Origin of the sequence: Erwinia sp., from assembly GCF_031978025.1 — a bacterium.
In the GTDB taxonomy this organism is placed as follows: domain Bacteria; phylum Pseudomonadota; class Gammaproteobacteria; order Enterobacterales; family Enterobacteriaceae; genus Erwinia.
This window is the reverse complement of sequence record NZ_DALZCD010000107.1, coordinates 1-13,187: the sequence shown is the minus strand read 5'-3', so window position 1 is coordinate 13,187 and position 13,187 is coordinate 1. Positions and strand designations below refer to the sequence as shown.

The window sequence follows — 13,187 nt, the reverse complement described above, 5'->3', positions numbered from 1 at the left end:
GACGGTGCTAACCAGCATCCGACACAAACGCTGCTGGATCTCTTTACCATTCAGGAAACGCAGGGGCGCCTGAGCAATCTGAATATCGCCATGGTCGGCGATCTGAAATATGGCCGCACCGTGCACTCGCTGACGCAGGCGCTGGCCAAGTTCGAGGGCAACCGTTTTCTGTTTATCGCGCCGGACGCGCTGGCGATGCCTGCCTACATCACCGATATGCTGGATGAAAAAGGCATCGCATGGAGCCGCCACGATAGTATCGAAGAGGTGGTGCCGCAGGTGGATATCCTTTATATGACGCGGGTGCAGAAAGAGCGTCTGGATCCATCAGAGTACGCCAACGTCAAAGCGCAGTTCGTGTTGCGCGCCTCTGACCTGGCCGGCGCACGCGAAACCATGAAGGTACTGCACCCGCTGCCGCGTATTGATGAAATTACTACGGATGTCGATACCACGCCGCACGCCTGGTATTTTCAGCAGGCGGGTAACGGCATTTTTGCACGGCAGGCGCTGCTGGCGCTGGTGCTGAACAGCGAACTGGCTCTGTAAGAGGAACTGATGATGACACAAGATAAATTACAGGTTGAAGCGATCAAATGCGGCACGGTAATCGACCACATTCCGGCACAGATCGGCTTTAAGCTCCTGTCGTTGTTTCGCCTGACGGAAACCGATCAGCGGATCACTATCGGCCTGAACCTGCCTTCAGGCGAGCTGGGGCGCAAGGATCTGATCAAGATCGAAAACACGTTTCTGACGGACGATCAAATCAATCAGCTGGCTGTTTATGCGCCGCACGCTACGGTGAACCGTATTGATAACTATGACGTGGTTGGAAAAATTTCGCCGACGCTGCCGGACAAGATTGAGCGCGTCCTGACCTGTCCCAACAGCAACTGTATCAGCCGCAGCGAACCGGTCAACTCCAGCTTTGCGGTGAAAAAGCGTAACGATAACGTGCAGTTAAAGTGCAAATACTGTGAGAAAGAGTTTGCGCGTCACGTGGTGCTGGCGAACTGGTAATCAGCTTCGGGCGGCTTATAATGGGGGCGAGTCACGCCTCTGTCGGCGTCATTAACATGGAGAAATTATGTCTCGCGAAATCAGCACCGAAAACGCACCCGCGGCTATCGGCCCTTATGTGCAGGGCGTCGATCTGGGCAGCATGATCATCACTTCCGGTCAGATCCCGGTCGATCCTGCCACCGGCAGCGTGGCCGAAGACGTGACCGCCCAGGCTCGTCAGTCGCTGGAAAACGTCAGGGCTATCGTGGAAGCGGCAGGCCTGAAAGTCGGCGACATTGTTAAAACCACGGTGTTCGTGAAGGATCTGAACGATTTTGCTACCGTGAACGCGGCCTATGAAGCTTTCTTTACTGAACATCAGGCCAGCTTCCCGGCTCGTTCCTGTGTGGAAGTGGCGCGCCTGCCGAAAGATGTCAAAATCGAGATTGAAGCGATCGCTGTCCGTCGCTAAAGCCCTCTCCTCTCCCGTCGGGAGAGGAAGGTTTACCCCGGTTCCCTTCTTTTTATTCTCTTTGCGAGCGCCTTTCGGCCTCCCCTAAAAATATTTCGCTGCGCCCGTCTCTCCACCTTGCCAGTTAATGGCTAACCTTAGGGAAGAACAAGAAGGCGATAACAGCGCAAACGGACCTTTATATCGGGATTGAGCAATGACTAAAAATCCACCCTGGTGGCAGAACGGCGTTATCTATCAAATTTATCCCAAGAGTTTCCAGGACACCACCGGCAACGGGACCGGCGATCTGGCCGGCGTGGTGCAGCATCTGGACTATCTGAAAAAGCTGGGCGTAGATGCCATCTGGCTGACGCCGTTTTATATCTCGCCGCAGGTAGACAATGGCTATGACGTGGCGAATTATACCGCTATCGATCCGCTGTTCGGCACGCTTAACGATTTTGATAACCTGGTGGAAGAGACCCATCGGCGCGGGATGCGGCTGATCCTGGATATGGTATTCAACCACAGCTCCACTCAGCATCACTGGTTTCACGAGGCGCTCGATCCTGAAAGCCCCTATCGCTCTTACTATATCTGGCGCGACGGCACGCCGGACGAGCTGCCCAACAACTGGCAGTCAAAGTTTGGCGGTCACGCCTGGCGCTGGCATCCGGAAAGCAACCAGTATTATATGCACCTGTGGGCGCCAGAGCAGGCCGATCTCAACTGGGAAAACGAAAATCTGCGTGCTGAGCTGAAGCAGATCGTTAACTTCTGGGCCGATCGCGGTATCGACGGGCTGCGGCTGGACGTGGTGAACCTGGTTTCCAAACATCAGGACTTCCCGAACGATCCCAACGGTGACGGGTTACGCTTCTATACAGACGGGCCGCGCATCCACGAATATATGCGTGAAATGAGCCAGGACGTATTTCGTCCGCGTGAACTGATGACGGTAGGCGAAATGTCTTCTGCGACGCTTGAGCACTGCCAGCAGTATGGCTCATTGGATGGTGAAGAGCTGTCGATGGTGTTCAGCTTCGATCACGTTGAGGTCGACTTCTTCAACGGGCAGAAATGGACGCTGACGCCGCTGGATCTGGTGGCGCAGAAGGCGATCTTCACCCACTGGCAGCACGGTATGCATAATAAAGCCTGGAACGCGCTGTTCTGGTGTAACCATGACCAGCCGCGCGTGGTTTCACGCTGGGGCGATGAAGGACAGTATCGCGTGCAGTCGGCGAAGATGCTGGCGCTGGTGCTGCACGGGATGCAGGGCACGCCCTATATTTTTCAGGGCGAAGAGCTGGGCATGACCAACCCGCATTTTACCCGCATCCTGGATTACCGTGATATCGAAAGCCATAACATGTACGCCGAGCTGCGTTCGCAGGGTCGTGACAGTGATAACCTGCTGGAGATCCTCGCCAGTAAATCGCGCGACAACGGCCGCACGCCTGTCCCGTGGCATGCGGGAGAAAACGGCGGATTCACTACCGGTACGCCGTGGATCGGCATGTGCGACAATATGGATACGATCAATGCACAAGCGGCGCTGGCGGATGAGAACTCGGTGTTTTACGCCTATCAGAAGCTTATCCAGTTAAGGAAAGCCTATCCCATTCTGACCTGGGGCGATTACCTCGATCTCCTGCCGGATCATGCTTATTTGTGGTGCTACTGCCGACGTTTTGAGAAAGAGGTGCTGGTGGTGGCCGCTAACTTCAGTGGCGAGACGCAGGTCTGGCATCCGCCAGCCTACAGCGGCCACTGGGAAGTGTTAATCAGTAACTACCCTGACACCCACGTGACGCCTGGCGAAGTGATGCTACGCCCATGGGAAGCGGTCTGGTGGTATCAGAAGCGCTGGGACGGCGGTGCCAGTAAAAACAGAACATAGTCACGTTCAGGTATGCCAGGCAGGTCCGTAGGGGGCTTCGAGTGTGCCCCTGGCAAACACAGGACACGATACTGCGTTCAGGTGTGCCAGGCAGGTTTGTAAGCGGGTTGGAATGCGGCCATGGCAAACACAGAACACGATACCGCGTTCAGGTGTGCCAGGCAGGTTGGTAAGCGGATTGAGATGCGGCACCAGCAACACAGAACACGATACTGCGTTCAGGTATGCCAGGCAGGTCTGTAAGCGGGTTGGCATGCGTCCGTGGCAAAAAGAACACGATACCGCGTTCAGGTGTGCCAGGCAGGTTTGTAAGCGGGTTGACATGCGTCCATGGCAAACACAGAACACCATACTGCGTTCAGGTATGCCAGGCAGGTTGGTAAGCGGATTGAGATGCGGCACCAGCAACACAGAACATGATGCCGCGTTCAGAGATGACAAGCAGGCCTGGTGAGAGGCGGCATTAACAAAAGTGACGCCGCAAAGCCCCCCTTAAAGCGGCGCAAACAGCGCGGTCAGGTCTTCACTGGTGAAGGCCGTCGTCTCACTCAATTCATTTTCCAAAATTCCCTCAGCCAGTTCCGCTTTTCGCTGCTGCAGCGCAACGATCTTTTCCTCGATGCTACCAGCGGCGATCAGCTTATAAACGAATACGGGTTTATCCTGACCCAGTCGGTAAGCGCGATCCGTGGCCTGGTTTTCTGCAGCCGGATTCCACCACGGATCGTAATGGATCACCGTGTCGGCCGCCGTCAGATTCAGCCCCACGCCGCCCGCCTTCAGGCTGATCAAAAAAACCGGCACTTCACCGTTTTGGAAACGGCGCACTGGCTCACTGCGGTCGCGCGTGCTGCCGGTCAGGATCACGTAGGGAATACGCGCTTTCTGTAACTCTTCCGCAATCAGCGACAGCATGGTAGTGAACTGCGAAAAGATCAGGATGCGGCGATCTTCCGCCAGCAGATCGCTGAGCATTTCTCGCAACAGCGCCAGTTTGGCTGACTGTTTAACCCTGGCCGTTTTATCGTTGTCGATCAGGCGCGGATCGCAGCAGATCTGCCGCAGCTTCAGCAAGGCATCCAGCACCAGCAGATGACTGCGCCCCGCGCCCTGCTGCTCTACCGCCAGCCGTACGCGGTCCTGCATCGCGCTGCGTACTTTTTCATAAAGCTCACGCTGCGCGCCTTCCAGCTCTACCGAGCGAACAATGGTATTTTTCGGCGGCAGCTCTTTTGCCACTTCCTGTTTGCGCCGACGCAGCATAAAAGGCCGCACGCGCCGTGCCAGCAGCTCGCGCCTGACCCGATCGCCCTCGCGCTCAATCGGGATACGCCACTCCTGAGTGAACACTTTTTCACTGCCCAAGAAACCGGGCAGCAGGAAATCAAACTGGGCCCAAAGCTCGCCCAGATGGTTCTCCAACGGCGTACCGGTCAGACAAAGCCGGTAACGTGACTTTAGCGTACGGATCACCGAAGCGGCCCGCGACGCGCTGTTTTTCACGTATTGGGCCTCGTCCAGGATCAGCAAATGGTAGCTGTGGCCCAGCAGCTGCGGCTGATCGCGCCACAGCAGCGAGTAGGTGGTCAGCACCACGTCATAGTGCTCAATGCGATCGTAAAAGGATTTACGCTGCGGCCCAGTCAGCGCCAGCACTTTTAACGTTGGCGCGAAGCGACTGGCCTCCTGCATCCAGTTGTAGACCAGCGTGGTAGGCACCACGATCAACGCGGGCCGATCCAGCCTGCCCGCTTCCTTCTCCAGCAGCAGATGCGCCAGCGTCTGGATGGTTTTTCCCAGCCCCATGTCGTCGGCCAGCACGCCGGAAAGATGGCTGGCGCGCAGAAACTGCATCCAGCTTACGCCCTGCAACTGGTAGTCACGCAGGCGAGCCTGAAGGCCGACAGGTGGCGCAACAGGCGGGATCCCCTGATCCGATGTCAGACTCGCTGCCAGCTGTAAAGCCCCGCTGTCGCCGCTAAACTGCCAGCGGCCCGTTTCGTTTAGCGCTGTCAGCCTGCCCGCCTCATAGGGGGCGATCCGCAGCGGCGCGGTTTCACCCTGCGCCAACAGATCGGCCAGACTGCCCACCAGCGTTTTCAGCCGACCGGCAGCAATATGGAGACGTTCATTACGCTCGCTGCGTAGCTCCACCGTTTCATCATCGGCTATTACCGAGAGGTCGCTTGACAGCCAGCGTCGATCCTGACGGAAAAGCCCTGCCAACAGCGGCCGCATATTGATTTTATGCGAACCGGTATTGGCCTCTATTTCCAGCGCGTACCAGCCATCCTGCTGCTGCAGAGCCTGACCGTCGATGGCCGCTATTTCCGTCACGTTCCAGGTAAAATCATCTTCCACCCCGGTTTGCCAGCCGCGCTGACGCAAAGCCGGAAGCACGCGGTGAATAACGTCACGCCACTGTTCGGGCGAGTCAGGGGCGAAAATAGCAGGCGGTAACGGCGCCGAGTGCGGCGTGTAGATATGGCCAGAAGGGATGGTGTTCAGCCCGGCCGCGTTAAGCTCGCTCAGCCAGCGCTGTTCCTGCTCCGTCCGCCGCTCAATGCGAAAAAGTTTCCCGTGACGATCGGGAAAGTCTTCGCCGCTGCTGCCTGCGGGCACAAGAATACCGGCGTAATCAAAATGGACTGCGGCAAAATCAAGCCGTTTCTGGCGGTGCCCGTAGCGGCCAAAACCACTGATAAATTTCGCTCGCGATTCCAGCCGTAGCGTAGGTTGCGGCTCGGCAGCGATCCTCGCCGGTACGGGGGCGGGCCTGCTGACAGGCTGGCGTTGCAGCCAGGCGAGCATCACCGCCGCGGCATGACGACAATTGTTTTTAACCGGGCAGGTACATTCGCCGCTGGCGTGCAGCTTGCCCTGAGGTCGGCTGAAATGCACCATCACCTGAAAAGGTTCGATTTTTCTGCCGGGTACCTCACCGGTCAACAGATTATTCTGCCATTGCAGATGCTGCGCTTTCTCTACCAGCTCTTTTGCTCTGGCCACGGTGCGCGCGCCCAGCCAGCGACTCACCTGTTTTTCGTTGTACGTTACAGAAGACATCAGTCTGTATCCCGGAATGGCCTGAGCAGGTAACCGCTCTGCATAACAGGCAATAATATGAAGTCCGGGCGGGTGATTGCAACTCCGGAAAGGCACTGAACGTGCAAAAATTGATTCATCTCCCTGAAGGCAGCAATCAAAGAACGATTTTTGTGCGTTCAAAAAAAGCGCCTGCACCTTAAGTCTCTGACATTGCGCGACCCTTTTTCAATCTTTGTTTTAAATCAAAAACCAGGCGGTTAAATCACAGGAAAGCACTACATATAGATACTATCATGCCAACCCACACCTATATGTAGATACCAGACAGGGATATGCTATGGCTTCATTAGTGATTAAACGGGATGGCTGCCGTGTGCCTTTTGAGAAAGCACGCATTCTGGAGGCAATAAAAGGCGCAGCCAGCGCAGCCGCTATTCATGATGCTGATTACTGTGTGCAGATCACCGAACAAATCTGTCGGCAGCTGGTGCAGGAAGAAGTGGATATCCATGTTATCCAGGACACCGTTGAAAATGCGCTGATGGCCGGACGCTATCCCACGCTGGCCCGCACCTACATAGAATATCGCCACGATCGCGATATCGCCCGCGAGCTGCACGGCAAGCTGAATAAGGCGATCCGTGGATTGGTCGAGCAAAGCGACCCGGCGCTGCTGAACGAAAATGCCAATAAAGACAGCAAGCTCATCCCCACACAGCGTGATTTGCTGGCCGGTATCGTGGCCAAACACTATGCCACCCGGCATATCCTGCCGCGCGACGTGGTGTTGGCCCATGAACGTGGCGACATCCACTATCACGACCTGGACTATTCCCCCTTCTTTCCCATGTTTAACTGTATGCTGATCGACCTCAAAGGCATGCTGACTCAGGGTTTCAAGATGGGCAATGCCGAGATAGAGCCGCCGAAATCCATCTCAACCGCCACCGCCGTCACCGCCCAGATTATTGCCCAGGTCGCCAGCCATATTTACGGCGGCACCACCATTAATCGTATTGATGAAGTACTGGCGCCTTTTGTCGAAGCCAGCCGGGAAAAACATCGTCAGACGGCACGTCAATGGCAGATCGCCGATGAAGAGGCCTATGCCCTGCATCGTACGGAGAAAGAGTGTTTTGACGCCTTCCAGTCGCTGGAATATGAGGTGAATACGCTGCATACCGCCAACGGCCAGACGCCGTTCGTGACCTTCGGCTTCGGGCTGGGCACCTGCTGGGCCGCGCGGCTGGTGCAGCAGTCTATTCTGCGTAACCGCATTGCCGGGCTGGGGAAAAACCATAAAACAGCGGTGTTCCCTAAGCTGATTTTTGCCATCAAAGAGGGGCTAAACCGCTCGCCGGGCGATGCCAATTACGATATCAAACAGCTGGCGCTGGAATGCGCCAGCAAGCGCATGTATCCCGATATCCTTAACTATGAGCAGGTGGTGAGCGTCACCGGATCGTTTAAAACGCCGATGGGCTGCCGCAGTTTCCTGGGCGTGTGGGAGGAAAATGGCAGGCAGGTGCATGAAGGACGCAATAATATTGGCGTGATCAGCCTGAATCTGCCACGCATTGCGCTGGAGGCAGCGGGCAGCGAAGCACGCTTTTGGGATCTGCTGGACAGCCGCCTGCGGCTGGCGAAAAAGGCGCTGATGACCCGCATCGCCAGGCTGGAAAACGTGAAGGCACGCGTGGCGCCTATTCTCTATATGGAAGGTGCCTGCGGGGTTCGGCTGAAGGCGGATGATAACGTAGCGGACATTTTCAAACACGGCCGGGCTTCAATCTCGCTGGGCTATATCGGGATGCACGAAACCATCAATGCCCTGAGCGGCGGTAAAACGCACCTTTACGATGATGCGGAGCTGCGGCGCAAAGCGCTGGCGATTGTCAGCCGCCTGCGCAAAGCGGTGGACGAATGGAAAGAAGAAACCGGCTACGGCTTCAGCCTTTACAGCACGCCGAGCGAGAACCTGTGCGACCGTTTCTGCCGTCTGGATCGCGCGCAGTTTGGCATCATCAAAGGCGTGACCGATAAAGGCTACTATACCAATAGCTTCCATCTCGACGTCGAAAAAAAGGTCAACCCCTACGACAAGATTGATTTCGAAGCGGCTTACCCACCACTCGCTAACGGCGGCTTTATCTGTTACGGCGAGTATCCCAATATCCAGCACAACCTTAAGGCGCTGGAAGATGTCTGGGACTATAGCTACAGCCGCGTGCCCTATTACGGGACCAATACGCCGATTGACGAATGCTACGAGTGCGGTTTTACCGGCGAATTCGACTGCACCAGCAAAGGCTTTACCTGCCCTAAATGCGGCAACCACAATCCCGAACGCGTTTCCGTAACCCGGTGCATCTGCGGCTATCTGGGCAGCCCGGATGCCCGCCCGTTTAATGCGGGTAAGCAGGAAGAGGTAAAACGTCGCGTTAAGCATCTGGCGGCGGGACAACTGGGGTGAATATTCACCAATATTATCCGGTCGATATCGTTAACGGTCCCGGTACACGCTGTACGCTGTTTGTGGCCGGCTGTGAGCATCAGTGCGTCGGCTGCTATAACAAAAGCACCTGGCGGCTGAATTCCGGCCAGCCCTTTACCGTGCAAATGGAAGAGCAGCTGATTGCCGATCTTAACGACAGGCGCATCCCGCGTCAGGGCTTATCGCTGTCGGGCGGCGATCCATTGCATCCAGCCAACGTCGCCGATATTTACCGGTTGGTAAAACGGGTACGTCGTGACTGTGCGGGTAAAGATATCTGGCTGTGGACGGGCTACTGCCTGGCGGAGCTGAGCGATGCACAGCGCCGTGTGGTGGAGCAAATCGACGTATTGGTGGACGGCAAATTCGTCCAGGCGCTTCGCGATCCGGCGCTGCGCTGGCGAGGCAGCAGCAATCAGGTGATCCCTTACCTGCGTTGAAAAGCACGCGTGATTATCAGGCACGCTGGCGAGGCAGCAGCAATCAGGTGATCCCTTACCTGCATTGAAAAAGCACGCGGGATTATCAGGCGCGCTGGCGAGGCAACCGCAATCAGGTGATCCCTTACCTGCGTTGAAAAGCACGCGGGATTATCAGGCGCGCTGGCGAGGCAACCGCAATCAGGTGACCCCTTACCTGCGTTAAAAAAGCGCGCGGGATTATCAGGCGCGTGGGATAGCTGATGACTCGATAACTGTGACTTCCTGCTGCGCTGGCGTGAACGCTTCGTGCAGCATCACGGCAGCGACATCTCTGGCAGCAACGGCGCGCCAGTTGCCCGGCAGCAGGCGAAACAGCGGCGCCATCAGCGATTCGCCTGCGCGGCTATTTTTCCTTTTGCCCAGCAGCAGCGACGGCCGAATTAACGTCAAACGCGGCCATCCCTGCTTGCGCAGTGCATTTTCCATTTCGCCTTTTACCCGATTATAAAAAAACGGAGAATGCGCGTTTGCGCCGTGTGCGCTGACCACCAGCAGATGTTTGGCGCCCAGCCGCTGGCCAGCTATCGCCGTGTCCACCACCAGCGCATAGTCGACGTGGGTAAATGCCGCTTTGCTGCCCGCCTCGCGTCGCGTAGTGCCCAGACAGCAAAAGACCGTATCCAACGGTGTTTGCAGCGGCCCCAGCACATCGGTCAGATCGGCCTCTACCAGGTTAGTGACCTTATTCATCACCGGCAGCTTACGTCTTGTCGGCGCCACGATCTCGCTGACGCGCGGATCGTCAATTAACAGGCGCAGCAAATGTTGGCCTACCAGGCCGGTCGCCCCCGTCATTAATACTCTCATCCGTTTCTCCTTTTTAACTGAGTATAGCTTTCTCGCCACAGTCGTAAGCGGTAGTTAACTCCCCTACAATCAGCGGCATGCAGTGCGATAATTCAGCTCAGCTTGATTTTTCAGTGTTTTCAACCAGGCTTAACGGGCTTCACAATAATAACCGGAGGAAAAGATGAGCAAGAAGATTGCGGTACTGATCACTGATGAATTCGAAGACTCCGAATTTACTTCGCCAGCCGAAGCCTTTACCAAAGCTGGCCACCAGGTTGTGACTATTGATAAAAAAGCGGGCGTGACCGTCACCGGCAAGCAGGGCAAAGCCCAGGTGAAAATCGATAAAGATATCGATCACGTCAATCCTGCCGACTTTGACGCGCTGCTGCTGCCGGGCGGCCATTCGCCAGACAGTCTGCGCGGCGATGACCGCTTTGTAAACTTTACCAAAGCTTTTATGGATGCTGGCAAGCCCGTCTTTGCCATCTGCCATGGCCCGCAGCTGTTGATCAGCGCTAATGCCACGCGAGGCCGCAAAATGACCTCGGTAAAAGCCATTGCTATCGATCTGAAAAACGCTGGCGCCGACTTCTATGATAAAGAAGTTGTGGTGGATAACGACAAGCTGGTCACCAGCCGTACGCCAGACGACCTGCCTGCATTCAATCGCGAATCGCTGCGCATTCTCGAAACCGTCTGATCGTCGTGGCCAGGTTCGCCTGGCCCGCTTTTTAGCCGCGCTGCCAGCTCAGCTTTTTGCCAAATCCCAATGCGTTATCCACCATTTTCAACTCGCTGATGGCGATTTCCCACAGGGGCGCTGAAGCCGCAGCCGCGACCGGGAAACGTTTGATATAGGCTCTACGCGCTTTTTCTTCTGCCGCGCCCGTCAAAAGACTGACTCGTCCCGCATACTGCACGCCTTTGATCAGCATTACCGATTTTGGCTGGCCGTTAATCGTTCCTGCTACCTGTGGCTCGCAGGAAAACTGACTGCCGTGACGCGTTTTTTCCTCCGTCATCAGCCAGAACACAACATTTTCTGCATCAAAGACATAAAAACAGTTGGCGCACCAGACAGGATTGCCTCCGCATACTGACAGCACATGCTGCTTTTGTAGATAGCGGGTAATAGCCTGTAGCGGCTCTGATTCGGACATGATGACTCCCTGAAATCTACGCAAAAAACCTTCCACACCACGCGCGAGCTGATAAACTTGCCCTCACGACTGGCGACTGGCATGACCGGATGGCAACACAGGCAACAGCCCCCTGGCACCTTTATATCGTGCAAACCGCAGGCGGCGCGCTTTATACAGGCATTACTAATGATGTCCCCCGACGCTTTAAGCAACATCAGGCAGGCACGGGCGCTAAGGCACTGCGCGGTAAAGGGCCGCTGACGCTGCTGTTTCATCGTGAAGCGGGCGATCGCGCCAGTGCTTCCAGACTGGAATACCGGATAAAGCAGCTCAAGCGGCAGGAAAAAATCAGGCTGGTGATGCACCAGCCTGATTCACTTGAAAGCTGGCTGGCCGGGCTTACTCGCGGTTAAACGGCTGCGCGAAATCGATATGCCCTTCCACGCCTGTTAAGGCGTCCTCTGCCAGTTTATAAACCTGGAAAGCAGCTTCACCCCCCTGCCACCGGCAGCGTAGGTGATGGCGGGCAGCGGGTTCAAACCCGTAGCGTCCGTAATAGTCCGGATCGCCTACGACCACGACGGCCGCGTAGCCAAACTCGTTAAGCGTATCCAGGGCCTCGTAAATCAGCTGTTTATCCAACTGCTGGTCACGAACGCTTTCATCCACCACGAGCGGGGCCAGGCCTACCCATTGTTTGTCTTCGCCATTCAGCGTGACCGGGCTAAAGGCCGCATAGCCCAGCACCTGGCCTTCATCATCAGTCGCCACAACGCCCAGCGTCAGTAAGCCATCTTCACGCAGCTGCTGAACCAGTTCCGCTTCTGCGGCGGTGGGAAAGCTGCGGCGTAACAGACTGTCTATGCTGGCCGCATCGACGCCGATTTCCGTACGAATTAACATGTTATACCTGCGCGATCTGCTGTCGCAGCCGCGTCCTCAGTCAGTCCTGCCTCAATAAAATCAGCCAGCTGCATCAGTCCGATACGCAACGGCTTCGGCATAGTTTCAAGCTCAATAGCATCCATCAGGTTTTTGACCTCCAGGCCTAATTCAGTCTCGCCTTCGATCATCAACCGACGCTGGAAAAACAGCGTATCCGGATCGCGCCGACGGGCCGCCACCAGCAGCAAATCATTGGCGTCACCGCGAAACCAGACATCCGCCTGGGTCCGGTCGGCCACCCGCAACGCGCCCTGTTCGACGGTAGTTGCCCAACGCAGCCCCAGATCGCGGATTTCAATCCCTAACCAGCGCCCCTGCAAAAAGTTTAACTCACCTTCCGCCAGTGCAGAGTGAAATTGCCAGCTTAGCAGCTGCTGCAGAACCTGCTTTTTGGCCGCAAAGGGGGCAAGCTGCAGCGGCAGACGCAGCCACTGTGGCCCTTTGTGCACCAGCTGCGCGCGTAACGAATTCAGCACCATTATCACTCCTTCAGATAAAATTTCAGCTATTTTGCCATATTGCAGGATCTCATCCGGCAGTTGGATCAACAAAGTGCGCAAACCTTTCGGGCTGTGCCATAAAAATGATGGCGACCGTGATGCTTTTCACTGCCCTGCATCAAAAAATTGCACGGTGGAGAGGATTACACTTCGTCGTTCGTTTGCTTACGAGATCTTATATGGAACTGCTTTGTCCTGCCGGCAATCTACCGGCCCTGAAGGCGGCCATCGCCAGTGGCGCAGATGCTGTCTACGTCGGGCTGAAAGATGATACCAATGCCCGTCACTTTGCCGGTCTGAATTTCACGGCAAAACGCCTGGAAGAGGCCGCAAGCTATGTTCATCAGCATAGACGCAAACTGCATGTTGCGATTAATACTTTCGCCCATCCAACCGGTTATACGCGCTGGGAAAGGGCTATT

At 56.0% G+C, this 13,187-nt stretch carries 13 protein-coding genes and 1 pseudogene; 9 read left to right on the top strand and 5 right to left on the bottom strand.

Annotation, left to right across the window (positions count from 1 at the left end; translation table 11 throughout):
• The 4 genes and pseudogenes from RTK32_RS10545 to treC form a co-directional block, all read left to right on the top strand.
• A pseudogene (locus RTK32_RS10545) lies at window positions 1-549 on the top strand (aspartate carbamoyltransferase); the annotation flags it as partial.
• Between the two features lie 12 nt (window positions 550-561).
• Window positions 562-1,023: an aspartate carbamoyltransferase regulatory subunit gene (gene pyrI / locus RTK32_RS10540; RefSeq protein ID WP_312043704.1), complete on the top strand. Its 462-nt coding sequence runs from the start codon at window positions 562-564 to the stop codon at window positions 1,021-1,023.
• Window positions 1,024-1,090: 67 nt separating this feature from the next.
• Window positions 1,091-1,477, top strand: a complete 387-nt coding sequence (gene ridA / locus RTK32_RS10535) for a 2-iminobutanoate/2-iminopropanoate deaminase (protein ID WP_312043702.1) — start codon at window positions 1,091-1,093, stop codon at window positions 1,475-1,477.
• 196 nt (window positions 1,478-1,673) lie between these two features.
• Entirely contained in the window at window positions 1,674-3,362 is a 1,689-nt protein-coding gene (gene treC, locus RTK32_RS10530; RefSeq protein WP_312043700.1) for an alpha,alpha-phosphotrehalase, read from the top strand.
• 492 nt (window positions 3,363-3,854) lie between these two features.
• Here the strand turns inward: treC and RTK32_RS10525 are convergent, their stop codons facing one another.
• Window positions 3,855-6,428: a DEAD/DEAH box helicase gene (locus tag RTK32_RS10525; RefSeq protein ID WP_312043698.1), complete on the bottom strand. Its 2,574-nt coding sequence runs from the start codon at window positions 6,426-6,428 to the stop codon at window positions 3,855-3,857.
• A 319-nt stretch (window positions 6,429-6,747) separates the two neighbouring features.
• Between RTK32_RS10525 and nrdD the strand changes: the two genes are divergently transcribed.
• Window positions 6,748-8,883, top strand: a complete 2,136-nt coding sequence (nrdD, locus tag RTK32_RS10520; RefSeq protein WP_312043696.1) for an anaerobic ribonucleoside-triphosphate reductase — start codon at window positions 6,748-6,750, stop codon at window positions 8,881-8,883.
• Window positions 8,880-9,344, top strand: a complete 465-nt coding sequence (gene nrdG / locus RTK32_RS10515; RefSeq protein WP_312043694.1) for an anaerobic ribonucleoside-triphosphate reductase-activating protein — start codon at window positions 8,880-8,882, stop codon at window positions 9,342-9,344. The genes nrdD and nrdG overlap by 4 nt, the downstream gene beginning before the upstream one ends.
• 222 nt (window positions 9,345-9,566) lie before the next feature.
• Here nrdG and RTK32_RS10510 read toward each other — a convergent pair whose 3' ends face one another.
• A complete protein-coding gene (locus RTK32_RS10510) occupies window positions 9,567-10,193 on the bottom strand; it encodes an NAD(P)H-binding protein (protein ID WP_312043692.1) in 627 nt (208 codons plus the stop codon).
• A 163-nt stretch (window positions 10,194-10,356) separates the two neighbouring features.
• On the opposite strand from RTK32_RS10510, the gene RTK32_RS10505 reads away from it, so the two are divergent.
• Window positions 10,357-10,878, top strand: coding sequence for a type 1 glutamine amidotransferase domain-containing protein (locus RTK32_RS10505; RefSeq protein ID WP_312043691.1), 522 nt, complete (start codon window positions 10,357-10,359; stop codon window positions 10,876-10,878).
• 31 nt (window positions 10,879-10,909) lie between these two features.
• Here the strand turns inward: RTK32_RS10505 and RTK32_RS10500 are convergent, their stop codons facing one another.
• Window positions 10,910-11,338 carry a YhbP family protein gene (locus RTK32_RS10500; RefSeq protein ID WP_312043689.1) on the bottom strand — a complete coding sequence of 143 codons (429 nt, stop codon included), beginning with the start codon at window positions 11,336-11,338 and terminating at the stop codon, window positions 10,910-10,912.
• Window positions 11,339-11,427: 89 nt separating this feature from the next.
• Between RTK32_RS10500 and RTK32_RS10495 the strand changes: the two genes are divergently transcribed.
• Window positions 11,428-11,733, top strand: coding sequence for a GIY-YIG nuclease family protein (locus RTK32_RS10495; protein ID WP_312043687.1), 306 nt, complete (start codon window positions 11,428-11,430; stop codon window positions 11,731-11,733).
• Here the strand turns inward: RTK32_RS10495 and RTK32_RS10490 are convergent.
• Both RTK32_RS10490 and RTK32_RS10485 read right to left on the bottom strand, forming a co-directional pair.
• Window positions 11,720-12,223, bottom strand: a complete 504-nt coding sequence (locus tag RTK32_RS10490) for an N-acetyltransferase (RefSeq protein WP_312043685.1) — start codon at window positions 12,221-12,223, stop codon at window positions 11,720-11,722. The two genes, RTK32_RS10495 and RTK32_RS10490, sit on opposite strands and share 14 nt — an antisense overlap.
• Window positions 12,217-12,744, bottom strand: a complete 528-nt coding sequence (locus tag RTK32_RS10485; RefSeq protein ID WP_312043683.1) for an SCP2 domain-containing protein — start codon at window positions 12,742-12,744, stop codon at window positions 12,217-12,219. The genes RTK32_RS10490 and RTK32_RS10485 overlap by 7 nt, the downstream gene beginning before the upstream one ends.
• A gap of 200 nt (window positions 12,745-12,944) precedes the next feature.
• Here RTK32_RS10485 and RTK32_RS10480 point away from each other — a divergent pair.
• Window positions 12,945-13,187: peptidase U32 family protein (locus RTK32_RS10480; RefSeq protein WP_409451082.1), on the top strand; the 243-nt coding region annotated here is incomplete at its 3' end.

Coding starts and splice junctions, on each gene's coding strand:
- pyrI (WP_312043704.1), top strand. CDS start 562: ATGACACAAGATAAATTACAGGTTGAAGCGATCAAATGCGGCACGGTA.
- ridA (WP_312043702.1), top strand. CDS start 1,091: ATGTCTCGCGAAATCAGCACCGAAAACGCACCCGCGGCTATCGGCCCT.
- treC (WP_312043700.1), top strand. CDS start 1,674: ATGACTAAAAATCCACCCTGGTGGCAGAACGGCGTTATCTATCAAATT.
- RTK32_RS10525 (WP_312043698.1), bottom strand. CDS start 6,428: ATGTCTTCTGTAACGTACAACGAAAAACAGGTGAGTCGCTGGCTGGGC.
- nrdD (WP_312043696.1), top strand. CDS start 6,748: ATGGCTTCATTAGTGATTAAACGGGATGGCTGCCGTGTGCCTTTTGAG.
- RTK32_RS10510 (WP_312043692.1), bottom strand. CDS start 10,193: ATGAGAGTATTAATGACGGGGGCGACCGGCCTGGTAGGCCAACATTTG.
- RTK32_RS10505 (WP_312043691.1), top strand. CDS start 10,357: ATGAGCAAGAAGATTGCGGTACTGATCACTGATGAATTCGAAGACTCC.
- RTK32_RS10500 (WP_312043689.1), bottom strand. CDS start 11,338: ATGTCCGAATCAGAGCCGCTACAGGCTATTACCCGCTATCTACAAAAG.
- RTK32_RS10495 (WP_312043687.1), top strand. CDS start 11,428: ATGGCAACACAGGCAACAGCCCCCTGGCACCTTTATATCGTGCAAACC.
- RTK32_RS10490 (WP_312043685.1), bottom strand. CDS start 12,223: ATGTTAATTCGTACGGAAATCGGCGTCGATGCGGCCAGCATAGACAGT.
- RTK32_RS10485 (WP_312043683.1), bottom strand. CDS start 12,744: ATGGTGCTGAATTCGTTACGCGCGCAGCTGGTGCACAAAGGGCCACAG.